Source organism: Pantoea sp. GbtcB22 (assembly GCF_019091025.1).
Lineage (GTDB): Bacteria > Pseudomonadota > Gammaproteobacteria > Enterobacterales > Enterobacteriaceae > Pantoea > Pantoea leporis.
Genome location: NZ_JAGXKB010000002.1, coordinates 1 through 24,931, shown reverse-complemented (window position 1 = coordinate 24,931; position 24,931 = coordinate 1). Strand labels below are relative to the sequence as shown.

Below are 24,931 nucleotides of genomic sequence, written 5' to 3'. Positions count from 1 at the left end.
ATGTCATCAGTACAACCCCAACTTACTCAGCTGCCGGATGAGGCATCGCTGCCGCGTCAGAGCGTGCTAAAAGCTTTGTTCGCGCTCGGCACCGGCGGCTTTGCCATTGGTACCGGCGAATTCGTCATTATGGGACTGCTGCCTGATGCAGCCAAAGGTCTCAACGTATCGATCCCCTCGGCCGGGCATCTCATCAGCATCTATGCGCTGGGCGTGGTGATTGGTGCGCCGCTGCTGGCGGTGCTGGGCGCGCGCGCTTCACGTCGTAATTTCCTGATGACGCTAATGGGCCTGTTTGCCGCCGGCAACCTGCTGAGCGCCATAGCGCCGGGATACTACTCGATGCTGCTGGCGCGTTTCCTCGCCGGTTTCCCACATGGCACCTTCTTCGGCGTGGCGGCGCTGGTCGCAGCCGGTTTGGTTGAACGGCGCAAACGCGCGCAAGCGGTCTCGATGGTGCTGTTCGGCCTGACCATCGCCAACTTACTCGGCGTGCCCGCCGTCACCGCTATCGGCCAATGGTTTGGCTGGCGCGATGCCTTTGCCATTGTCGGCGGTCTGGCGCTGGTGACCTTGCTGCTGATCTGGCTGTGGGTGCCAAACGTAGCGGGCGACAAAAATGCCAGCCCGCTGCGCGAATTGTCGGCGCTGACGCGCAAACAGGTACTGCTGACGCTGGCGATTGGCGCGGTGGGCAGCGGCGGTTTGTTTTCGGTGTTTAGCTACGTGAAGCCGACCATGACCGAACTGGCGCAGATGCCGGTGAGCTGGATCCCGGCGGTGCTGGCGTTATTTGGTTTAGGCATGATCATCGGTAACATCGCTGGCGGTCGTCTGGCCGATCGCGGCATTGAAAAGACCATCCGCATTTTGCTGATCTGGTCATTTTTGGTGCTCAGCGCCTTCGTATTTGCCGCGCATTATGCGCTGGCAGGTGCCATCAACGTCATGCTGGTGGGCACCATGGTGGCGCTGGCGGCGGTGTTGCAGATCCGTTTGATGGATGTTGCCGGTGATGCACAAACCATGGCGGCGGCAATGAACCATTCGGCGTTTAACCTCGCTAACGCGCTCGGTGCATGGCTGGGCGGCGTGACCATTTCCGCTGGTCTGGGATGGCAATCCACCGGTTGGGTGGGCGCGATTCTGGCGGTGTTGGGTCTGCTGATCCACGCGGTGGCGATGCGCGATGCGCGCCGTAAATCGATTACCTTCGCGCACGAAAGTCATTAACACCCTACCTACCGTAGCGGCGCGATATATTACGTATTGCCGGGCTGGGCACATTGCCGCCCTTAATATGCGCAATAGATCGCGCCGCAAGGGTAATTAATTATTACGCCAACTTCTGCTGCAAAAATGTCATAAACACCCGATTGATCTCACTGCGCTGACGGTGCTGCGGATAGAGCGCATTGAGATGGAGCGAGGTCGGCTGCCACTCTTCCAGCACCTTCACCAGCTCACCGCTCGCCAGCGCTGGTGCCACAATAAACTCTGGCAGCATAATCAGACCCAATCCGGCCACTGCTGCGTCGCGCAGCATTTCCCCGTTATTACTCACCATCGGCCCATGCACACTAATCACTTTGCGCTGGTCGCCGTTAAACAGTTCCCAGCCGGTCTGGCTTTCGCGCCCGTAGCGCAGACACAAATGTTCGCTCAGCTCCTCCGGCGTTCGCGGTGCGCCTGCGCCCTGCAGGTAGGAAGGGCTGCCGCAGATCACGCGGCGAAACTCGCCCAGTCGCCTGGCGATCAAACTCGAATCTGGCAGCGTACCGATGCGAATCGCCATATCAAATCCTTCACCCACCATATCGACATGCCGATCCGCCAGTTCAACCTGAAACTGCAAACCCGAATGCTGGCTGAGAAACTCGGCAATAAACGGCGACAAATGGCTGATACCAAACGACATCGGCACGCTCAGGCGGAAGCTGCCCTGCAGCACCTGACGACGCCCCGATACCGCCAGCTCGGCTTCCTGCACATCATCAAGAATGCGCTGCGCGTGCTGCGCAAACAGCTGGCCGTTATCGGTTACCGACAACTTCCGCGTGTTGCGATTCAGCAGCCGCGCGCCAAGCGATTCCTCCAGCGCGGCGATGCGGCGGCTGACATACTGCTTCGACAGCATCAGCTGTTCGGCGGCAGCGGTGAAGTTGCCGGCTTTGATGACGGCTACATAAATACGGAGATCTTCAATCTGCATATTGTCCACTTATCGGTGACAGTCATTGTCATTTTGACGCATTGTTAGGCAAATCAGTTTACGTATACTTGTTTGCAACGGGAAGGGCAATCGCCCCCCAACAGCAAATTTGAGGAGCAGACCATGATTGAACAACGCCTGTCAGAACAACGCGGAGTGGGTGACCACGGTTGGTTGAACTCGCATCATACGTTCTCTTTTGCCAGTTACTGGGATCCAAAACAAACCGGCTTCTCAGATTTGCTGGTGATCAATGATGACCGCGTTGCACCGGGTCGCGGTTTTGGTGCGCATCCGCACAACAACATGGAGATCATCTCCTACGTGCTGGAAGGCGCGCTGGAGCATAAAGATTCCATGGGCACCGGTTCGGTGATTGTGCCGGGTGATGTGCAGCTAATGAGCGCCGGCAGCGGCGTCACGCACAGCGAGTTTAACCACTCGAAAACGGACAACGTGCACTTCCTGCAGATCTGGATCGTGCCTGGCGAGCGTAATTCGCCTCCCGGTTATCAGCAGATTTCAGTGGCGGAACGTGACAAACGCGGTCAGCTGCGCCTGATTATTTCGCCGGCAGGGGATAACGGTTCACTCAGCGTGCGTCAGGATATTCGCGTTTATGCCGGACTGTTCGACGGTGTCGAGCAGCAAACCTTCGCGTTGGATGCCGATCGTTACGCCTATATTCACGTGGCTCGCGGCAGCATCGAAGTGAACGGCGTGAAGTTCAAAGAGGGCGACGGTGCACGCGTTCGCAACGAAAGCGCGCTGCAGTTTGCTAACGGTGATGATGCGGAAGTGCTGGTGTTTGATCTGCGTCCGCTGGAAGTGAATCATCCACAGCGTTAATGATTAAAATGCCGTAAAGAGCAGTGCGATCTATCGCGCTGGTGATGGCGGGGGAACTTTACGCTGATGCTACCGAAGACGTGTGATGTTTCTCCCTCGAAATGGCGCAAACGTAAGCAGGAAGTCATTTGATTGGATAAGGAAGTAATTTTAACAACATGTTTTAGAAATAGGTTATTAAAAAAAAGGAGCCTTTAAGGCTCCTTTATAACCATGACTATATCATCATTTTATACATACGTATGATACCCCGGGCTCCATTCTCGGTCCTGTAGGTCCAGTATTTACACCGCTTAAGTCAGCGCTGTAGTTCCATTCTCCGCCGAGAGAGTAACGGATATTTGAAAATTCGACGGTAGGTGAAGAAGAACCTGAAAATCTTTTGAAATCACCGCCGTTGCTCAAAAACGATTCAATATCTGTGCGATTGGCAACGGTACCTCCGCGTAATGAACAAGCAGCAATTGCTGTAGACTCAACGTTAGTCAGCGCAAAACTATTTTGGGTCCAATACATTCGACCATTCAAAGAATAAACATTCATTATTGCAATGTTTTTGTTAAGCGATGTTCCATTAATCGTTGCAGTAATCACAGCTGTTTGCGCTGCAGGAGCATTAAGTAATACAGGTTGGAGTGTAATATTGGCGATACCATTGTCATCCGTCATTGAGTTGCTTCCACTGAGCATGCCATTGACTGCACCCCATGTAACACTCGTACTGTTGATTGGATTTCCGTGAGCATCACGAATCGTTACACGCAACTCGGTAGAATCTTCGTTATTACCTACAATCTGTTCTTTTACAGAATCGATGGCAGCCACTCTGGCCGTCGCTGCGTCCGCAACAAACGTAACTGGATTCGCGTTAGTAGCAACAGCATTCACTGTTGCTGTCACTGTAGCTAGCTCGGCGACAGTGTGGCGCAATTCAATAGTTGCTTTACCATCCGGTCCGGTCAACGCGCTGGCACTGCTTAAGGTGCCTTTAGTGGTGCTCCAGCTCACGCTGTGATTCGCCACAAGGTTGCCGTTGGCGTCTTTCACCAGTGCGGTATAGGTCGCCATGTCGATATTGTTGGCTACCACCGTGGTTTTATCCACGCTCAGATCGCCACTGCTGATGACAGCGGTGCTACCGTCAGCCGTAAAGCTGACCGCTGAGGCGGAGGCTGTGCTGCCGCTGCCGGGTGTTGCGGTCACGGTAGCGCTGCCTGCTGTTGGTGAAGTTAGCGTAATGGTCGCTTTACCGTCTGCGCCGGTGTTGCTGGTCGGGGCGCTTAGGTTGCCGAGGTTTTTGCCCCAGCTCACCGTAATGCCAGATACCGGATTGCCGCTTGCATCTCTAACCTGTGCTGTGTAAGTCACCGCTTCAGTGCCGTTCGCTAACGCCGTAGTTTTATCTGCTGTCAGGTCGCCGCTGCCAATTTGTGCGCTGCTGCTGTCGGCGGTGACGGTTACCTGCGGAGCATTAACCGCCGCGTTGCCGTTCACTTGCGCTTTAACCTGGGCGATGCCCGCGGTTGTGCCGGTCAGTCGAATGGTCGCCGCGCCGCTAGCGTTGGTGGTGCTGCTTGCTGCATTGAGGCTACCGCGATCGGTGCTCCAGCTGACGTTCTGGCCCGCTAACGGGTTGCCGTTGGCGTCTTTGACGATGGCGGTGAAGGTTGCCGCATCTGCGTTGTTGCCGACGATGCTGCTCTTGTCCACAGTCAGGTCGCCGCTGCCAATCTGTGCGCTCGCGGCATCGGCAATAAAGCTAACCTGCGGTGCATTTACAGCGGGTTTGCCAGTAAGGCTGGCGGTAACCTGTGCCGCCGCTGCCTGTAACGATGTCAGAATAATCGTGGCCTGACCGTTAGCATCGGTGATGCTGGACGCTGCGTTCAGATTGCCGACGCTGGTCAGCCAGTTAACCGTCTGGCCAGCCAATGGATTGCCGTTGGCGTCCTTCACCATGGCGGTGTAAATAATGCCATCTGTACCATTCGCGGTAGCGCTAGCTTTATTCACAGTGAGATCGTTCTGACCAATGCCACCACTAGCAGCGTCAGCACCAAAACTGACGACGGGTGCGCTCACTGATGCACGGCCTTCTGGTGTTGCAGAAGTCTGCACCATCTGCGCAGCGGTGCTCGACAGCGTAATGGTCGCTTTACCGTCTGTGCCGCTAACACTGCTGCTACCGGACAAGCTGCCGCCGTTAGCCGACCAGTCAACGCGTACATCGGAGACAAGGTTGCCATTGGCATCTTTAATCACGGCTATAAAGGTCACTTTATCGCTGCCATCAGCGACTGCACTGATGCGGTCAACTGTCAGGTCGTTTTCGGCCAGGGTTGCGGTATTCTTATCGGCTATAAATGTTGCGTTAACTTTGGCACTGCCATTGTTCGCCGTGTTTGCGGTCACACTAACGGTTTCCGCAACTTTGCTGATGAACTGCACCGTAACGTAACCGTTTTGATCGCTAACAGCGGCCAGGCTGCTGCCTGGCGCAACTTGTGCGGAGCCGCTCAAGGCAAATGTCACTGCCACGCCGGCCACCGGGTTACCCGTGGCATCCGTCACGCGAGCCTGAGCGCTGTTAATCGCGCTGGCATTCGCCACGGCGTTGTCAGCAATCAGTTTTAAATCACCCTCTTTAACCTGTGCGGAAGCGGCGTCGCTGATCTGATTCACTGCGACGGAATGCAGAGCGATTTCACCCAGTGTCGCGGTTAAAACTGCCAGCATCGGGCGTGTACCTGAGGTTAGCGTTACGGTGTAAACACCATTGGCCTGTTCAGTGACATCACTGATTGAGGCCGATTTTGCCGTTACCGCTTTAGATTTGGCTTTTGCTTTCAACAGCGGAGTGTTGGCCTGTTCCTCTTTCAACGTCACGGCAATGTCCGCTGCCATCCCGGTAACAGGAGTGCCGGTTTCGTCATTCAGTGTAAAGCTGACAATTGAGGTTGTTGTACCATCGGCCAGAATGGTTTCAGGCGAAGCGGCGACGACACTTTTTTCAGCGCTTACCTGAGGACGGGTTACGGTAACCATGGTTGCGGCGACTTTAGAGGCATTATTGCGTGCATCATAAGCCACACCACTCAGCGGCCAGCTGTTTATTGCACCCGCGCTGTATTTCGGCAGCATCAACTGATACTTTCCGCCACTGAGGTCCTGCATTTTGCCACCGGCAGCCACAATAGATGCGTCATTCCAGACGATTTTCGCCAGGGCGTATTTACTCGTGAGTTGATAATTCACGGGCACGGTTTTGCCGCTTTGGCCGCTAATCTCTTTCGGCAGCACCAGATCAATCAGTTGCTGTTTGCGGTATTCGAGCACAATGTTGTTGTTACGCTCAACCAGATCCATCCCGCTGCCTGCCAGCGTACGTTTCATATTTACAGCTGAGGTGTCGAAGTGGCTCGCCAGCGATTGACCGAGCTGATAAGTAAGCTGCAGACCAAAACGAGTATCATTCTGGCTACCACCGCGTTTATGGTCGGCGGTGAAGGAGAGTAGTGGGACGGGCGTGTAACTCAGGCCAGCAGTAATTGCATCAGGGTTTTTTTGGCGCTTGTCTTTACCGTATAGCGCAACCTCGTTGCCGTAGTATTTTTCATACATCAGGCGGCCACCGATAGCAGCGTAGGCGGGAAGCCAGGCTTCAGCACGTAAATCAAAGCCGTTGGCCGGACGCGCATCGTAATCTTCCACATCACCTGAGTTGCGCCAATCGCTGAGGCGGTAATAGCCATTACCAGACAGTTTAAGGTAGTCACGCCACGCTTCAACACCACTTCCCAGACGCTTATGATCCCGGCTGAAATTCTGATCATAAAAGGCGTTATAGCCAATCATCCAGTCACCAATGAAATGGCGCTGGCCGAGGCCAAAGTTGCCAGTGATTTGCCCATCAACGTTGCGCACACCGTTTTGTGTGAATAATAAGCGCTCAGGAGTTTTGTATAGTGGCAGTAATAAATCTACTGCGCCAGCTCGCGGTCTAAAGTGACTATCGGTACCGAACTCAACGCGTGCGGTGCCGAAATTGTTTAACCACTGCTGCAATTCCTGCGAAGCCATGCCAGTAGTTTGTTGGACGGCATAACCATTAAGGCTACCCGACTGCACAGCCTGGCCGAAGACACTGGCGTGTTGTGCAGTGCCGCTAAGCATATGTTCTTCAGCAGGCTGCTTTGATGCGGCATTAACCGTCACGGCGTAAAAAGGTGTGAGTGCCATTCCGGCCTGTACGGCTATTTGTAGATAAATCATATGGCGTGCCCAGGTTGGGCAAGCGGTTGAGTTTTGCGACGTAGTCTTCACCAGGATATTCCATAAATAAGTTAATCGGGACTGACAGAAAATACTGACGGTAAGATTAATAAATATGGGATTGGACAACGCCAGGCCGCGTCTTGGATCAATCCGTCGAAGAGCGTTAAATAAGGAACGATTATTAGACATAAAAAGGTCTTAATATCCGGCCCGGTCTTGGATTGTTTGTATAGCGCTGTATTTGAGTTTTTTCACTCAAGCGAAAGCATAAAAAAAGGTATTGTTCATGCCTTGTTTGCACATACTGATTATTACATAGAGGCAATATGCTTAAAATTCTATTGGTCGACGATCATCCGGTAATCCGTTACGCGGTGCGGATGCTGGTTGAACAAAGCGGCAATACGGTGCTAGCCGAGACCGAGAATGGTGCCGATGCGTTGCGCTTAACGCGAGAGTTACGCCCGGATATTGTTTTACTGGATATCGGTTTGCCTAAAATTGACGGTTTCCAGGTGATTGAACATTTACGCAATCAGACGCATTCACCAAAGATTTTAGTGTTAACGTCTCAGGCATCACCGCACTTTGCTCAGCGTTGTCAAAAAGCGGGGGCGAACGGCTTCATTACTAAAACTGAAGAGCTTTCAGGTTTAATTGAGGCGATCAATGTGGTGGGACGCGGCTATACTTACTATCCGCAACCGGGTTACATGGAAAACTGGACGGATAATGAACGCACTCCGGCGCAGGACAGCATGGTAATTGCGCAACTTTCCGATCGGGAAATGAGCGTTTTAACGGGCTTGGTCAGCGGCTTGAGTAACAAGGAAATCAGTATCAGGTTGGCGCTGAGTGAGAAAACCATTAGCACGTATAAACATCGCTTGAAAATGAAACTCAATGCGCGTTCCATTATTGACTTAATTGACTTTGCCCGTAGGAATCAACTGATTGAATAAACGTCTCTGCTCAATACTGCTAAGTTTGCTCTTGATGGTGCCTGTCTCCGTCTTTTCAGAGCAGATGGACCATCTTAACTTGCTGACGCATACGTCCTTGAACGATATCAAGCCATTGGCGTTGACGCCTGATCAGCGTCAGTGGCTTCAGCAAAAAAAGGTACTGAGAATGGGCGTTTTTGCTTATGACTCGCCTCCTTATAGCCTCATTACATTGCCTGATAATTACGAAGGATTGAATGCGGACTATATCAGCATCATAGGTAAGAAACTGGGGTTGGAGGTTCAATTAGTCATTTTTCAAAAAGCGGAAGAACGATTACGTGCGCTCAGAAATAATGAAATCGACGTTATTCCTAACAGCACCGCGCAGTATAATTCTCCAGGAATAGTATTTAGTGAACCTTATAATATCGAATATCCCATTCTGGCAGTCAGCAATGGAATGAAGGCTGGATTGCCTGCCGATCTTGATAATTTTTCAGTAGCTGTCGCTGCAGGCTACTGGCCACTTAATGAACTGAAAAAAATATATCCTAAGGCCATTTTCAAAATTTATGATAATTACCAGCAAGCACTCAGTGCTGTAGCGTTTGGGGATACGCAAGTTTATCTGGGGCCGAGTTTTTTGGTGAGTCGTAATTTCATTAATAATTTACGCATTGAACGATTTTCTCTTCTGCCTCCGCGCAACACAAGTTTTTCTCTTAATAAATCCTCCCCGCTAGCAGAACTCATTAACTCTGCTTTGAATGCTGTTCCAGTTGAAAAAAAACAGGAAATGCAAGAAGCGTGGATGTCTAACGAGTTGAGACGAATCAATCAGCCACTGGACTTAACTAAAGAGGAAAGAAATTGGATCAGCCATAATCCTAATGTGAGTGTTCTCCTTTATGGAAGGGATAATTTGGCACCAGTAGCTTTTATTGATAGTGATGGTACGCTGCGCGGAATTGCTACCGACGTTTTAAATATCGTTACCATCAAGACTGGCCTGAAATTTAATTTCAAAGCCGTATCTACATTGGGTGAGTTGGAAAAACGAATTCATTCTCACGATGATGATATGGTGGCTGCTATGACACCCAGTAACGAACGTGCTGGTCAGATGCTGTTCACTTACCCCTACATTCGTACGGCTTTTTCTCTTATAACTAATAAGAAAAATAATGAAGTTAAAAATATTTCTGATTTGCGCGGGAAAAAACTTGGGATACTTAAGGGGGCGGCGTTAATAAACTTTATAAGTGAAAACTATCCTGAAATTAAATTAGTGATCTTCGATAACGATGAGAAGATGTTCAGTAGCGCAGCGAATAATAGCGTTGACGCTATTGTAGGCTTATTAATAACCTCGGATTATAAAATTAGCCTTGGCTATCGAGAACGTTTGAAAGTAGTCAACGTGATTGGCTCTGGTGCTGCGTTTGTGTCATTTGCTTTAGGGAAGGATAAGCCGGAACTAAAAAGCATTCTCAATAAAGTATTGATAAGTCTGCCGCCTGAGGAGCTTTCAATAATGGCCAACCGTTGGCGGCCTAATAATTTATTAATAGTAGATGATTTCTGGGGGCGCAATCGCATCTTGCTGATTACCCTTACTTCATCGCTTTTAGTCATTCTTCTCTTCGTCGTTATACGAAGCATATGGCTGCGAAAGAGTGCTTCGCTGGCCGCCGCTCAGGCGCAGATGCTTGAAAAATTGCTAAATGATGTTCCTTTCCCCATCAGTCTGCGTGATTTACAAGGCCGCTTAACCTATTGCAATCAGTATTATCTTTCTCTGGTTAACGTTCCTTTTAACGATATCAAAGGAACGCTACTGACCGATCATCCAAGAAATATCACTTATGAGCAGGCAGAATTTTTTCAACAGAAGGCTGACGAAGTTATCGCTTCATCATTACCGTATATTGAGGATATAGAAGTTTCTATTGTAGATCAGCATGACAATGAGCAGAAAAAGATTACTGCTAATATCTGGATGCTCCCATGGCGTGATGGGGCCGGAAAAGTGATTGGTGTGGTTGGAGGCTTATGGGATGTGTCAGAACGGGCCACGCTGTTACAACAACTATCTGAAGCTTCCGACCGCGCTGAAGCCTCGAATCGCGCCAAATCTACTTTCCTTTCAACCATGAGCCATGAAATTCGCACACCGATGAATGCGATTATTGGCATGCTGGATATGGCGATCAAAAAAGGTCGTCAAGGTCAGCAGGATCTTCAAGCGCTTGAAGTTGCACAGCAGTCAGCCGAAGGGCTGGTAGGATTGATAGGGGATATTTTAGATCTGTCACGAGTGGAAGGAGGAGAATTAGAATTCCGTCCGCAGCGAATTAATCTCGGGATGCTAATCAATCAGTTGTTAGTTATTTTTAACGGATTGGCCATCGATAAGAATATTCTTCTGCATAAAAACTTCCCTTCTGAAGCGATTCCCGATGTGATGGGGGATCCGCTACGTATTAAACAAGTGTTGTCTAATGTGTTGGGTAATGCGATTAAATTTACCGACACCGGTGGTGTGACTTTAGATCTTCGCCAGGAAATTCGGGAGGATGGCAAAACTATATGTTATACCATTGATGTTACAGACAGCGGTATTGGCATTGACGAAAGTCAGCAGGCTAAGTTATTCCAGCCATTTTCACAGGCAGATAATCGCCGCGCAGGTACCGGTCTCGGTCTATTTATCAGCCGTAATTTATGTAAGGTGATGGGCGGTGATTTAACTTTATACAGTGTGCAATATCAGGGAACACGTGTTCGAGCGGAAATCGTGTTAACGATTGCAGAAGCCATTGATACGGTTCCGGAAAAGTTTGCAACCAATACGGATAGTACTGAAGAAAATAGTAAGCAGCTTAGTGTACTGGTGGTTGATGATAACGCTGCAAACCGTATGTTATTAGCTAAACAACTCGCCTGGTTAGGTCACCATGCTCATATTGCCGAGGGGGGTGAGGAGGCGATTGAATTATGGCGACAACAAACCTTTGATGTCATTATTACTGATTGTAATATGCCGCGCATGAATGGCTATCAGTTCACACAATTTATACGTGAAAATGAGCGAATCAAAGGAATGCAGCCTGTATGGATACTTGGCTTCACCGCAAACGCGATGCATGAAATTATTGAGCGCTGCCTGGCTTCAGGCATGAATGGTTGCTTGTTCAAGCCTTGCACTATTAATAGTTTGTCTGATGCGTTAAATAAACGTGGAAAACTTAACGTCGCTGCAGACCAAATCAATCTATCCACATTAACCTCACAGGATAACGTATTACAGCAGGAGCTCATGCACCGCTTAGAAACCAGCCTGCGAGAAGATTATATTTCAATGACGGAAGCTGTTGCGCATCAGAATTGGGTTTTACTCGCTGACCTTTCCCATCGCGTCATGGGAAGTGTACGGATTATGCGTGAATCGAAATTAGCAGAAGCCTGTCAGCAAGTTGAGACTGCCTGTCTCGCGATTCCTCTGGATGTTCCAGCTTGCTACAAAAAATGGCAACAACTTCAACAGCAGATTGAAAGTTGGCTTGCTAACGTGGCTTCGGAAAAATAAAAATGTTAGCAGAGCGGAACAGGCATTTCCCTGGCAATAATCACTTTATTGATGCCGCCGCCCTGTTATTTAAAAACCATGGCGGCGTGCAATATCCATAATTTCTCGGACATCATTAGTCTTAAATTTATCCATGATATTACGCTTGTATGTACTGATGGTTTTATTACTGAGACTCATCTCGTTCGCGATGGTTTTATTCGTTTTACCTGCACCAATTTCACGTAACACCTGCATTTCACGTCCAGTCAGGCTGCGTAACAGTGACGCAGCCTGGGATGTGAAATGGTCGTTTGACCTCTCATGCTGAATATCAATTAGCAGCGAGCGGTGCTGTGGCGGCTTGCGCAAGATATCAAACAGTTCATCCAGAGGCTGACTTTTACTGAGATAGGCCATCCAGATTAGACGATGTCCGCGAAGAATATGATACACACTCTCGGAGCTGGCAAAGATAACAATCTGGATACCTTTTAAAAGGCTTTTTACTTTACACAGCTTGGTCAGATACTCCTCTTTCATTAATGACGGATCCATGATGACAAAATCCGGACTTAATAATAAAATCGCGCGAATCAGTTCATCTGGGTCAGTTGTGCCACCTACCACCTCAAAATTTTGTTGAGTTAATAAATGTTTAAGTCCGGCGATCAATACCGGATTGTTATCATAGATAACAATTTTTTTGGTCATAGCCTTGTCCTCATGTTGGCTCTCTAATAGCCAAACATATTCCAGTGATAATAAATACAGGACCCTTCCTGGGTCGGTTGAAATTTTTCAATATAATGCAGAAACAGTCCTGGAAACCTTTTATTCTAACTTCCTGGTCAGTATTGCTTTTGTTCGTTCGAGTTCCTTGAAAAGTGTTTCCGCAAGGGATTCAATTACCTCTGCCGTGAGATGCTGCCCACAGGCTTTTTCCACGGCCTCGCAAGAAGAGTAAAATTCATCATCATGAAGTAATGTTGCTGCGCCTTTGAGGCGGTGCGCTACACGTCCCACGAGCACAAAATCTTGTGCTGCTAGCGCATCGCGCAATTGCGCTTCATCCTCAACATTTATCTGCATCATCTCGCGCAATGTTTCAGGGTCATCTGTTATTGATTTCTGCGCTGTAACGTTTATCGGATTGAGCTCGCTGAAATAGCGTTGCAGTACCGTTAGTAAGGCGGCAGGAGAGAGCGGTTTTATCAGACATTCATTCATGCCGGCAGACAGGCATCGCGTGGTAATTTCAAAACCCGTCATAGCGGTAAGGCCAAAGATGGGCAAAGCAGGCATTTCAAGGCGTTGCTCTTCTTCACGTATCAATCTTGTAAGACTAAAGCCATCAATGACGGGCATAGTGCAGTCAGTAATGATGAGATCCAGCGTTGCGCCTTGCTGCTGCCATAATTCCAGCGCTTGTTCGCCGTTGTTAGCTTGCAAAGTATGATGTCCCCAGCCTTCGAGTTGCTGCTGCAATGCGCGACGACCTGGCGGATAATCGTCGACAATCAAGATGTTCAATACTCTCGCCGCTTGCGATTGCGTGGTCGGGCGACTATCCAAAGAGGGTTTGGCGTTAAAATAAAAGCTGATGGTTGTACCTTCATCAGCATCGCTTTCAATACTCAATTCTGCACCGTTTGCACTTGCCATTACCTGGCAAGCTGACAAATTCATACCCGTTTCTTGCCAGCCCGTTTTTACATGTTCTGGCTCTGCAACCCGCTGATCGTCGGCATTGATTTCTCCTTCATTGGAGACTTCAATCACCAGAGGAACGTTTTCATCGTCATCCTGGCGTCCCTGATACACCGCAACGGAGATGATTCTTCCCTGACTATGCTTAATGGCATTACGTAAAAGGCTTGAGAAAATACGAATAATTAACAGGGAATCAGCTTCAAAGCGCGGTGTATTGAGTGCTGTCTCTACCTCCAGCGTGAGTCCTTTTTCTTCCAACTGCTGACGATATAAAGCCACTGTGCTCTCAATAAGCTGCGGCAGATTCACGCTACGCACCATACCTCGCAGAGTCAGATTATCCGCGCGGAAAATATCAAAGACATCACCTATCAAAGACAATAAATTTACCGCTGACTCCCAGATTAGCGGTAAGTTTTCACCCGTTGGTTCACCCTGCTGCTGATTCTGTATTTCAAATTCAAGTAAGCCGATCATGGCATTCAATGGGGTTCGAACTTCATGACCCATGGTTTGCATAAATGCCGCTTTACTGCGATTAGCCTGCTCCAAATCCTCTTTAACCTGTTTTAAACCGGCAATCAGTGCCTCTTTCTCTGTAACATCCAGCCAGCCGCCGACTAAACCGCCAATTTCACCGCGATTATCGCGCCATGGCACCGTCCACCCTTCAAGATAATGCTGTTCATTATCGAAGAGAAAAGGTCCAGACCACAGTTGCGGCTCACCTTTTTTCAGTGCTTGCTGATATTGCTTTTCAAGTTTTACAGCGGTTTCCGCATCCATGCTGCTAATTTCGGTGATGCGTATCCCTTTGTGTTGCTGACCGTCAAGTTTGACAGTGTCACTCCAGTGCTGGTTGCAATCCATCAGTCGGCCTTCTGTATCACGCACATACAGGGCCACGGGCGCATTGTCGATTAGCGCGCGAGTGAAATTGTATTGATCAGTTAAAGCTTCCTTAGCTTGCTTTCCACGTTTAAGCGCGGCGCGTAAGCGGCGTATCCACAGAGTGCTAATTAATAAAGTAAGTGCCGCGACGCTGCCAGAAACCAGAGTTAAGCCGAGTTGCCTATCACTTACGCCCGGTACAAGGGAGTTATTACGTTGATGCCATGAGGTTGTAAGCTCAATCACATTTTCTGGCGGCAAATCAGCCAGGGCTTTATTAATAATCTGTAGAGGAATAGAGGGCGAGTGATCGGCATTAATCACAAGGTGCGCTGTTGAGATCGGTACCGATATCGCAATCTGCCATTCATTGTCACCCTCGGAATCAACCAGGTAGCGCGCAACGATTTGCGGCGCGATAAATCCCCGTACCCGGTTGCTGCGTAACAACTCTGTCGCCTGATATAAGTCATCAGTGAGCGATAATTCAATCGAGGGATACCAGGTTTGCAGCCAGGATACCAATGGATTGTCGCGATTAATGGCTATTCTTTCGCCTTTGAGATTATCAAAGGAATCGGGTCGGCCATTTGATTGCTGCATCACCACCACCATTGGCGAGGTCATTAAGGTTGATCGCAATGCTGCATTCTCTTCAGGTTCTGCTAATCCTGCTAACAACCAGTTATTGGCCTGAAGCGCATCGGGATACGATTGCTGCAATGACATAATCGAATTTTTGTCATCGGCAACTAATAACCTGAAATTAAGGCCGTAGCGTTGTGTCAGGGTATCAAGCATGTCGACAATTAAACCAGCAGGCACACCATTTTTTAGGAAGCTGATGGGTGGCCGGCGGCTATCAATAATGACTTGAATGCGTTTGTCGGTGTGCAGCCAACGCTCTTCTTGTACGGTAAGGCCCAGCGGGTTGCGCGTAATGACCGCCTCGCGATTCAACCCCCAACCGGTAGCAATACGCATGCGTGACACTAATGGCATCTGTTGCAAGGTGCTATCAATGGCTGATAGCAACAGCGGGAGCTGTCGGTCCACGCCAAAACTTAAATTTAGATTGCGCAGGGCGGTACTGGGGGTAATTTTGAGTCCCGTCATGTGCTGATAGCGCATGAGGTAGTCGGCAGTGTTTTTATTCAGCCAAAGTGAATGGATTTGTCCATAGGAAACCGCATTCATGGCTTGATCAAAATCTTTGAAATAGCGCAGCAGGCTGCCTGAATAGTTTTCGCGCAACTGGACGGCATTCATACCGTCAGGAATGACACCCAAGGATAAATTTTCAAGAGATGAGGTGGTTGCATCATCGTTATCGCGTGTGATGACTACCGACTTATCGAGCAACCATGGCGCGGACGCTTTGGCGGCAGAGCTTGGCCAGCGCGTCGGGTTCCACATCGCGACCATATCAATATCATGGCGGCCCAGTGCTGCCATCGCGTCATTGCTGTCTTGATAATAGTGCAGGACAAATTTAACCTGGAGGCTATTTTCCAGCATGGCAAGGTAATCAGCTGCGATGCCCTGATACAGCCCATAGTTCATGCCATCGCCAATGGGGGGATGAGAGGGGCCCCAAACACCGACATCAATTTGCGCGTTATCTTTTAGCCATGCTTGTACATCCTCGCTGAGGGTGACATGCGGTGTATTCACCTGAATACGCGGATGCAGCAGCAGTTCCGCAGCGTATAACCATCCACTGAACATAAAAGAAGCGATAAACGTGACAACGTGAATAGTTCTTACGCGCTTATTCAAAACATTATCCTGATTCTAGAGGTTTAACATCTCATCAAAATAGATGAGCAAATTGCCATGGTAACAACAATATTTTTACAGCATAGTGGTAAATATCTGATCAGATGATTCCTGGTGCAGTAAAGTTTTACTTCACATTTTTTCAGCCTAAGCATTATTTCTGACTAAGATAAACAGTGCGCCAGGCAGTGTCCTGGTTAGCTGAGTTTTCTCACTTTTAGTCCATCCAAGACCTGGCTGGTAGGAATTGTCTTGCTACGACGTCAGACTGAACTCATCAAATTAACCGCACGCCATGTCGTGCTGACCTGTTCAGAGGCAAACTATGTCACTTTTTAATACAAAGAAGATTCGTATTGCACTGCTTGATGACCATCCTATTACCCGCCGCTCGCTGGAAGTTGTGACTGCCTCTGAAGCAGATATGGAAGTGGTAGGCAGTTTTGGTCACAGTCGTGATCTTCAAGCATTTCTCCGTAACAACAGCGTTGATGTGCTGATTCTGGATTACATTCTCAATCCAGACGAGCTTGACGGTTTATCTTTGATAAAACAGCTACGTGCGCACTACCCTGAACTGAAAATATTGCTCTCCTCGTCTATTGAAAGTATTGCGGTGATTCGCGCCGCCTTTTTAGCCGGTATTAAAGGCTATATCGGTAAACGTGAAGATGCCCCAGCTTATTTCAGTGCTATTCGAATGGTGTCAAGCGGTCAGCGCTATATGCCCTCAGACGTCGCGATTGCGCTCTCCATGGTGCCAACACGCAAACGCGATGAAAGCCTATTCGATGGATCTGAGCCAACTGGAGAGGCTGCGCCGATTGCTGAACTCAGTAAACTTTTGACCCAGCGTGAAGCCGAAGTGATTCGCTGTTATCTGGATGGTATGGAAATCATCGAAATTGCGGCCAAGCTAAAACGCAGTCGTAAAACCATTAGCGGCCATAAGCAAACCGGCATGAAAAAATTAGGACTTAGTTCAGATTTGGAATTGTTTAAATATCGCGATGATTTATTCCGCTAATATTTCAGATAAAAAGGCCTGTCTTAGACAGGCTTTTTTTTAAGTAAAGTCTGGACCCAATTGCAGTGGCTCAATCTGTGCTGTCTCAGCGAAAATCATCGGCATATCTGATGAATTTGCTTCCATGTTATGTGAAACATCCATCACCGCTTCTGCATTTAATAACACAGATTCAGAAGTTGGCATCACAGCGTGCTCTATCTCAGCGAACAATGATGGCTCGACATTCTGCAGTATCATCGATAACGCAATAGGGTGGATGGCTGGAGCAGTTGGTGGCGATGGCTCACTCTCGAGTTGGGCGAAATCAAAGGTCGGCTCTGCCAGCATTAAACTCATCTCTATCGGCAAGCCAACTTGTGGCGCAACCGGCATGACTATCACGTCATCCAGCCAGACATCAGCGGCACTTTTCGTATCACCCATTGGCACGATCGACATGCTTGCGTTACCGACATGAGGAGCCACAAACGCAACACGCAGAATGTAATTGTCACCCATGTGTACAACTTCCATGGGATGCGACTCGCCGTTAACGTTCAACATAAATTCCGAAGGCTGGGAGCCATCGGCGTTGTGAACTGACATCTGAAATTGATAGCTTTGGTCGGCAACCAGCGCCATTGATTGCGATAACACCGCTTGACCGTTAGCCAGATAATCAGCAGAGAAGTGCAACTGACCCTCTTCCAATACTTGATCAACACTTAAACCGCCGCCCAGGCTCCAGCCGCCTAACGTGCCATCATTAAAATCGGTGATAAGTGTAGGAGTGGGGGCGTTACTTTCAGCGACGGTTTGACTGGAGGAGACTTCAGGTAAAGTCATTGTTGCTGCATTCCCGTTTGAAAGGGGCGAAGGGGTTTGAGTCATAACGTCCGTTTCCGCATGCGCAGCGTTGAGCTGTATTGTCGGGGATTCAGCAACGATGGAATGCCCTTCGATTGGCGTAATTGATGCCTCTGCTGATGTTGGCTGCAACGCGGCAGTAACAGGTTCAACAACGGGCGCGTTTAAGCCAGCATTCAGTGTCATCGTGACACCTTCACCTTCCGGGATGAGTAAGGGCTGGTAAGATTCCACAGCGGTTGATTGAAAATCTTGAGCGAAATCGACGGTGTATAAAGTTTGCGCGCAGCCACTAAGATGGTGACGAAGCGTGTAATGTTCACCATGACGCTCTCTAAATTCAAGCTCGTCGAGCGAACTTTCGTTATCGGAATGTAATGCAATTAGCTCCTCTTCTGCCTCGCGTTCCGAGGGCAATGCTGAGCGCTGAGAGTGTTGAATGTTTTGTGCCATTTTTTAGCCTCACAAACGAATAAAACAGGCGCAATGGACACCTGCAATCATTGTAAATTGTACTAAAAATAAGCATGTTAGCCGTCAGGCCAGGTCTTGGTTGGGTCTTGGTTTTTGAACGCTAAGCCAGAAAAAATGAACTTTACATCCAAAAAATAGGGGGCAGTTGACCCAACATAAAAGGCGCTTCATCGCTATCAGGCATCGCGACCAGACTGTCACTCGGCGCTTTAGCGTAAGGAAGATGAAGACAGGCGCGGGTATCCAGATGTGAATCCGCCTTCAATCGAATAAACAATACCGAAGACAAAAACTTCTCTTTGCGGGCGGCAGCAGAATGGTCATAAGCAGTAGGGCAGCAGAACATGGGATTCTCCGAATTAATTAAAGTGGGAAAAGTCTGTGTATTTTGCCCATAATACCGCACTACCACGACAAGCCAGGTCTCGGATGAATTGTTAGAGCGATTATGTTATCAATTAAATTCAAGGCGAAAAAAACCCGCCATGAAGGCGGGTTTGGCAATTATCAGCAGAATGAAATCATTAGTGATTATCGAGGTTAACCGTAACGTTCTGCTGCACCAGCAGGTCGGCATCCAGACCGGAATGCTGATACACCTGATAGGTCACGCCGCCCACGATAACGTCGCCCGCGATGTTCCAGTTGCCGGTATCGGTGCCATCCGGCAACAGGTCAGAGAGGTTCACCACGTCGCCAGCGTCGCCGGTAATCATCATCTGTGAAGCACCGTCGTTGAGGAACAGGTCGTCGCCTCCCAATGAAAGAACGTCACCCAGCGACAGGGTCAGGGTATTATTGCCGTGTCCTTCCAGAGCCACATGATTGATCTCATCAGCATCAACACTTAGCTGAGAAAAATCGAGATGCTGCTCATCGAGGTTGATGCTTAATGATCCCTGATCGTAAATGAATACGGGGTCCGCCGCGGGGGTGTATTCATGAGAAAGAACCAGATTATCCAGACTGAAATCATTGCCCCAGTTTTCGGACTGATTATTAAACATGGTAATACGCACCGAACCATCCACGGTTGCAGTCCATGAACCGGACAGCGTAATCCACTGCCCGATGGTGTCGAGCGACGTAGGAGGAATTACATTATCCCCGTTGAAATTGACACCCAGAATACCGTTGGCTAAGTTCTGGGCATTATATACATCGAAGCTGAAGTGATAAGTTTCTCCCGCCTTAACAATAATGTCCTTCCATAAGAAGTCACCGCTTTGATCCACTAAGGTTGTCGGTGTATCAATCAAAAGCTGGCCTGGAACCTTGAATTTAGTATTCGTTGCGTGATCCCTTAATACCCAGCCATCCATATCATCATTAGTAAAGTCGGTGACGTTGGTTTCCAGACCAAAGCTTGGGTTGTTCTCGCTCAGATTTCCGGCTGCATCCTGAACCACCACGCTGAAAGTGCGATCGCCGCTAACGGGCGCCGAGTCAGATTTCCATGTCCACTTGCCATTTTCATCCGCCTGCGCAGAGCCAATTTGAGTGGTGCCATCCATGATGAGCACCACCGCATGGGCTTCTACACTGCCATCTGGGCCGCTTAGTGTGGGTACTGGGCCTTCCAGCGTAATATTTTTGGCAGCATCAGGAGCTTGGCTATCGACATTCAGCGCGAATGTATCGGTGCCGGTGGCGGTATTGCCCGCCGGATCTTTAACATCAATTCGCAGCGTCAGTGCCCCGTCATCCAGCGCTGCATCAGGTGTAATACTCCAGTTGCCGTTCTCATCCACCAGCGCCGATCCCAATGTCTGACCGCTGATGTCATCGACCAGATAAACGAGGTCGCCGTGCGCGCCAGTTCCACGGAACAGCGGATTTTTGTCGTTGCTGTAGCCGCCGTCACTGATGGCATCGCCGTTATTTTTTTCAACGCCGATGATGCTGACTGTATCCGGTGGCGTCACATCATAACTGATGGTGGTGCTGTCTGAGCGGTCGCTAACGTTGCCGGCGCTGTCTACTGCCTCGCTGCGGAAGGTGTATTCCCGCTCCTGCGTCAGGGTATAGTCAAATGACCATGCGCCGTTTTCGTCCGCCGTCACGCTGCCAATTGGCGTGCTGCCGTCATAAATGATGACGGTGGCGTGCGCTTCGGTCTGCCCATTCAGGCGGATATCCGACTGATTGATAGCGGGATCGGTGATGGCGCTACCATCCTGCAGGCCGACTCCAGGCGCGATAGGCGTAGTCGGTTTAGTGATATCAAAGTTGAATTCAATTGCTTCAGACAGGCCGCTGCTGTTGCCCGCCGGATCTTTTACTTCGGTCTGGAACGCGTAGTCGCGCTCTTCGGTCATGTTCGCCACCAGGCTCCAGTTGCCGCTGGCGTCGATGACTGCGGTACCCACCAGATTGCCGCCGTCCCGCAGGTAAACGGTGTCGCCCGGCTCGCCGGTGCCGCGGAAGGTCAGGTCACCGTTCACCGCGCTGCCGCTGGCGACCGGATTGCCCGCCGCGTCGGTCACGTCAGCCGATGTCTGCGCCGGCGGCGTAAAGTCCACTTCGAGGCCAAAGCCGTCGGATTTTTCGCTGACGTTGCCCGCCGGATCGGTGATCTCGGTGCGGAAGTCGTGGCTGCCACCCTCCAGATCGGAGACCGGGATCGACCAACTGCCATCCGCACCCACCAGCGCAGAACCAATCAGTTTGTCGCCGTCATACAGCTTAACCAGATCGCCTTCTTCCGCGCTGCCACTGAACACCAGATCGCTGACGTTGGTCACGTCGTCGGCGGTGAGCGGGTTGCCGCTGCCGTCGGTGACGCTGACGTCATCCATTGACGGCGTGGCCGGCGGCGTGGTGTCAAATTCAAAGCTGAAGTCTTCGGAGCGGCCCAGCTCTTCGCCTGACGGCGCGGTCACAATCAGGCCAATAACCTGCTCGCCCTGGTCGGTTTCGGGGATCACCAGCTCAAACTGCCACTCGCCGTTGTCACCGACCACCGCGGAGCCGGCGGGCTGGCCGTTGCGGATGATGGTGACGATGTCGCCGGGATTGCCGTTGCCGCCCATGTGCATCGGGTTGGTGTTGTAGGCGCCGCCGGGCTGCAACGGGTTGCCGTTGCCGTCGGTGAGTTCGCCGAAGGCTGGCACGTCAACCAGCGTGTCGTCGATGATCACCGGGCCGAGACCCACCGGCAGGCCGGCGTTACCAGCCGGGTCGACCACGATAACGGTGAAGTTGTGCTCGCCGTTGGCCAGCGCCGGGGAAGGGGTGAAGCTCCAGCTGCCGTCGGCGCCGACCAGCGCGCTGCCGATCAGCTCGCCGTTGTCGCGGATTTCCACGGTGGCGCCGGCCTCGGCCTTGCCGGAGAAGATCGGGCTGCGGTCATTGATGGTATCGCCGGCGGCAATGGCGCCCTGCGAGGCGCCTACGCCGTCGGCGATAACCAAATCAGAGACGCGCGCCGGGGCGGTGAGGTCAAGCTCAAATCCAAAGCCCGGTGAGCGCTCGCCTTCGACGCCGTCATGGTTCACTTCAGAGAAACTGAGGTCGTGCTGACCGGCGGCGAGGTTGCTTTCCGGCTGCCACTGCCAGCGGCCGCTGTCGTCGATAACGGTGCTGCCAATCAGCTGGCCGTTGTCATAGATGCGCACGACGTTGCCGGGCGTGCCGCAGCCGGCCATGACCGGGCGCGCGTCGTCGGTGGTGCCGCCGGCGCTGACCGGTCCGCCGACGCTGCCGACGCCGTCGGTGAGGGTGAAGCTGTTCATATCAACCGGCGCGGGAGCAGGGGCAGGCTCAGGCGGGTTATCGTCACCGCCTTTACCGCCACCGCCGCCGCCCGCTGCGGCAGCCACGCCGCCAAGCGCCAGCAGTCCGCCGATGGCGCCGGCAATCATCCAGCCCATGGACATGCCGCCCGCGGCTGCGCTTGCCAGGCTCAGGCCGCTGAGGCCATCGGTGGCGCTGCTGCTCATCAGCAGCGGGGTGGCCGCGCCGTCTTCCAGCATCATAAAGGCCTGCGAGTCGGTGCCTTCGGTAATGAAGGTGTGGTACTGGCCGTCGCTGCCCATGCCGGCGAGTTCAGCCTGATTGCCGTAGTAATCTTCAATAATCAGCGCGGGCTGGTCGTCGTTGTTATCGAGAAACACCTGCAGGTTTTTACCCGTGCGCTTGACGATGATGTGCTCGTTCACCGCGCCGTCTTTGCCGCTGGTGAAGAGGAATTTAGCGCCTTTGACGGCTTTCATGCGCACCGGTGCGCCGTTAGCGGCCTGCGCAAGCTCTGCGCTGCCGGTGATGTTTTTGCCTTCCACGATGATGACGTTGATAGGTGTACTCATAACTGACCTCAATAAAGTAAGAAAATAAAATGCACTGAGAGGGCGGGGAAAATTCCCACGCCGTAACTGAAGTGAATTGTGCGAAAAAGCTGAGGAAAAAAAGCCAGGCCGGGTCTGGGATGAAAAGTACAGGGCAAAAAAACCCGCCAGAAGGCGGGTTTTGAGGGGGTTGAGCAGGATTTAACTATCAGTGGTTATCGAGGTTAACCGTGACGTTCTGCTGCACCAGCAGGTCGGCATCCAGACCGGAGTGCTGATAAACCTGATAGGTCACGCCGCCCACGATGATGTCGCCTGCGTTGTTCCAGTCGCCCACGTCCGAGCCATCCGGCAGCAGGTCAGAAAGGTTCACCACGTCGCCAGCATTACCGGTGATCATCATCTGCGTCATACCGTCGTTGAGGAACAGGTCGTCGCCTCCCAATGAATGAACGTCACCCAGCGACAGGGCGAGGGTATTATTGCCGTGTCCTTCCAGCTCCACATGATTGATCTCATCAGTATCAATACTTAGCTGAGAAAAATCGAGATGCTGCTCATCGAGGTTGATGCTTAATGATCCCTGATCGTAAATGAATACTGGGTTCGCCGCGGGGGTATATTCATGAGAAAGAATCAGATTATCCAGACTGAAATCATTGCCCCAGTTTTCGGACTGATTATTAAACATGGTAATACGCACCGAACCATCCGCGGTTGCAGTCCATGAACCGGACAGCGTAATCCACTGCCCGATGGTGTCGAGCGACGTAGGAGGAATTACATTATCCCCGTTGAAATTGACACCCAGAATACCGTTGGCTAAGTTCAGGGCATTATATACATCGAAGCTAAAGTGATAAGTTTCTCCCGCTTTAACAATAATGTCCTTCCATAAGAAGTCACCGCTTTGATCCACTAAGGTTGTCGGTGTATCAATCGAAAGCTGGCCTGGAACACTGAATTTAGTATTCGTTGCGTGATCCCTTAATACCCAGCCATCCATATCATCATTAGTAAAGTCGGTGACGTTGGTTTTCAGACCAAAGCTTGGGTTGTTCTCGCTCAGATTTCCGGCTGCATCCTGAACCACTACGCTGAAAGTGCGATCGCCACTAACGGGCGCCGAGTCAGATTTCCATGTCCACTTGCCATTTTCATCCGCCTGCGCAGAGCCAATTTGAGTGGTGCCATCCATGATGAGCACCACCGCATGGGCTTCTACACTGCCATCTGGGCCGCTTAGTGTGGGAACTGGGCCTTCCAGCGTAACATTTTTGGCAGCATCAGCTTGGCTATCGACATTCAGCGCGAATGTATCGGTGCCGGTGGCGATGTTACCCGCCGGGTCGATGGCCTGCACGGTCAGCGTATGCGCGCCTTCGTCAAACTTATCGGCACCGGAATACTGCCAGCTCCACACGCCTGTGGTGATGTCGGCATAAACGCTGCCCACCGCCGTCGTGCCGTCGTAAATCGTGACCAGACTGCCTTTCTCAGCGCTGCCGCTGAGCAGCGGACGCGCATCGTTAGTCAGGCCGGTGCCGTCATTAATAATCGGGCCGACCGTGCCGCCGGTTACCGAATCGATGACGGTGGCCAGCACCGGCTTGGCAATCTGCGTATCCACGGTGATGACGAAGCTTTCAGACAGCACTGAGGTGTTGCCCGCCGGATCGACGGCCTGCACGGTCAGCGTATGCATGCCTTCGGTGAACTTATCGGTACCGGTGAACTGCCAGCTCCACGCACCGGTAGCGGCATCGGCGTAGACGCTGCCGATGGCGTTGATACCGTCATAAATGGTGATCAGGCTGCCTTTTTCCGCCGTGCCATTAAGCAGCGGACGTGCATCGTTGGTGAGGCCGGTGCCGTCGTTGGCAATGGCGCCGACCGTGCCGCCGCTTACCGCGTCGGTAACGGTCGCAATCACCGGCTGCGTAATCAGGGTATCGACGGTGATGGTGAAGGTGTCGGACAGCAAGGAAATGTTGCCCGCCGGATCGACGGCCTGCACGCTCAGCGTATGCGAGCCTTCGTCAAACTCATCGGCACCGGAAT

Annotated in this window: 13 protein-coding genes; 5 read left to right on the top strand and 8 right to left on the bottom strand. The window is 51.0% G+C overall.

Annotated elements, in window-relative coordinates; all coding sequences use genetic code 11:
- Positions 1-1,233 carry an MFS transporter gene (locus KVT28_RS08030; RefSeq protein WP_101761051.1) on the top strand — a complete coding sequence of 411 codons (1,233 nt, stop codon included), beginning with the start codon at positions 1-3 and terminating at the stop codon, positions 1,231-1,233.
- A gap of 103 nt (positions 1,234-1,336) precedes the next feature.
- On the opposite strand, the gene KVT28_RS08025 is transcribed toward KVT28_RS08030, so the two are convergent.
- The gene (locus KVT28_RS08025) at positions 1,337-2,212 is read right to left on the bottom strand and encodes a LysR family transcriptional regulator (RefSeq protein WP_101761050.1); all 876 of its coding nucleotides are present in this window, start codon (positions 2,210-2,212) and stop codon (positions 1,337-1,339) included.
- Positions 2,213-2,335: 123 nt separating this feature from the next.
- Here KVT28_RS08025 and KVT28_RS08020 point away from each other — a divergent pair, with 123 nt between their 5' ends.
- The gene (locus KVT28_RS08020) at positions 2,336-3,061 is read left to right on the top strand and encodes a pirin family protein (protein WP_101761049.1); all 726 of its coding nucleotides are present in this window, start codon (positions 2,336-2,338) and stop codon (positions 3,059-3,061) included.
- 225 nt (positions 3,062-3,286) lie between these two features.
- Here the strand turns inward: KVT28_RS08020 and KVT28_RS08015 are convergent, their stop codons facing one another.
- A complete protein-coding gene (locus KVT28_RS08015) occupies positions 3,287-7,525 on the bottom strand; it encodes an Ig-like domain-containing protein (RefSeq protein WP_217547608.1) in 4,239 nt (1,412 codons plus the stop codon).
- Between the two features lie 137 nt (positions 7,526-7,662).
- Between KVT28_RS08015 and KVT28_RS08010 the strand changes: the two genes are divergently transcribed.
- Positions 7,663-8,298, top strand: coding sequence for a response regulator transcription factor (locus KVT28_RS08010; protein ID WP_101761047.1), 636 nt, complete (start codon positions 7,663-7,665; stop codon positions 8,296-8,298).
- Positions 8,291-11,872, top strand: a complete 3,582-nt coding sequence (locus KVT28_RS08005; protein WP_254633485.1) for a transporter substrate-binding domain-containing protein — start codon at positions 8,291-8,293, stop codon at positions 11,870-11,872. The genes KVT28_RS08010 and KVT28_RS08005 overlap by 8 nt, the downstream gene beginning before the upstream one ends.
- A gap of 69 nt (positions 11,873-11,941) precedes the next feature.
- Here KVT28_RS08005 and KVT28_RS08000 read toward each other — a convergent pair whose 3' ends face one another.
- On the bottom strand, positions 11,942-12,565 hold the full coding sequence (locus KVT28_RS08000) for a response regulator transcription factor (RefSeq protein ID WP_101761046.1): 624 nt from the start codon (positions 12,563-12,565) through the stop codon (positions 11,942-11,944).
- Between the two features lie 120 nt (positions 12,566-12,685).
- A complete protein-coding gene (locus KVT28_RS07995) occupies positions 12,686-16,234 on the bottom strand; it encodes a transporter substrate-binding domain-containing protein (RefSeq protein ID WP_217547606.1) in 3,549 nt (1,182 codons plus the stop codon).
- Positions 16,235-16,559: 325 nt separating this feature from the next.
- Here KVT28_RS07995 and KVT28_RS07990 point away from each other — a divergent pair, with 325 nt between their 5' ends.
- Positions 16,560-17,261, top strand: a complete 702-nt coding sequence (locus tag KVT28_RS07990) for a response regulator transcription factor (RefSeq protein WP_101761044.1) — start codon at positions 16,560-16,562, stop codon at positions 17,259-17,261.
- A gap of 39 nt (positions 17,262-17,300) precedes the next feature.
- Here KVT28_RS07990 and KVT28_RS07985 read toward each other — a convergent pair whose 3' ends face one another.
- From KVT28_RS07985 to KVT28_RS07970, 4 genes are all read right to left on the bottom strand, one after another.
- Complete coding sequence (locus tag KVT28_RS07985; RefSeq protein WP_217547603.1) at positions 17,301-18,563, bottom strand: hypothetical protein; 1,263 nt, start codon at positions 18,561-18,563, stop codon at positions 17,301-17,303.
- A 142-nt stretch (positions 18,564-18,705) separates the two neighbouring features.
- A complete protein-coding gene (locus KVT28_RS07980) occupies positions 18,706-18,930 on the bottom strand; it encodes a hypothetical protein (RefSeq protein ID WP_146001280.1) in 225 nt (74 codons plus the stop codon).
- 178 nt (positions 18,931-19,108) lie between these two features.
- A complete protein-coding gene (locus KVT28_RS07975; RefSeq protein WP_217547601.1) occupies positions 19,109-22,891 on the bottom strand; it encodes an Ig-like domain-containing protein in 3,783 nt (1,260 codons plus the stop codon).
- Positions 22,892-23,078: 187 nt separating this feature from the next.
- Positions 23,079-24,931: Ig-like domain-containing protein (locus tag KVT28_RS07970; RefSeq protein ID WP_254633484.1), on the bottom strand; the 1,853-nt coding region annotated here is incomplete at its 5' end.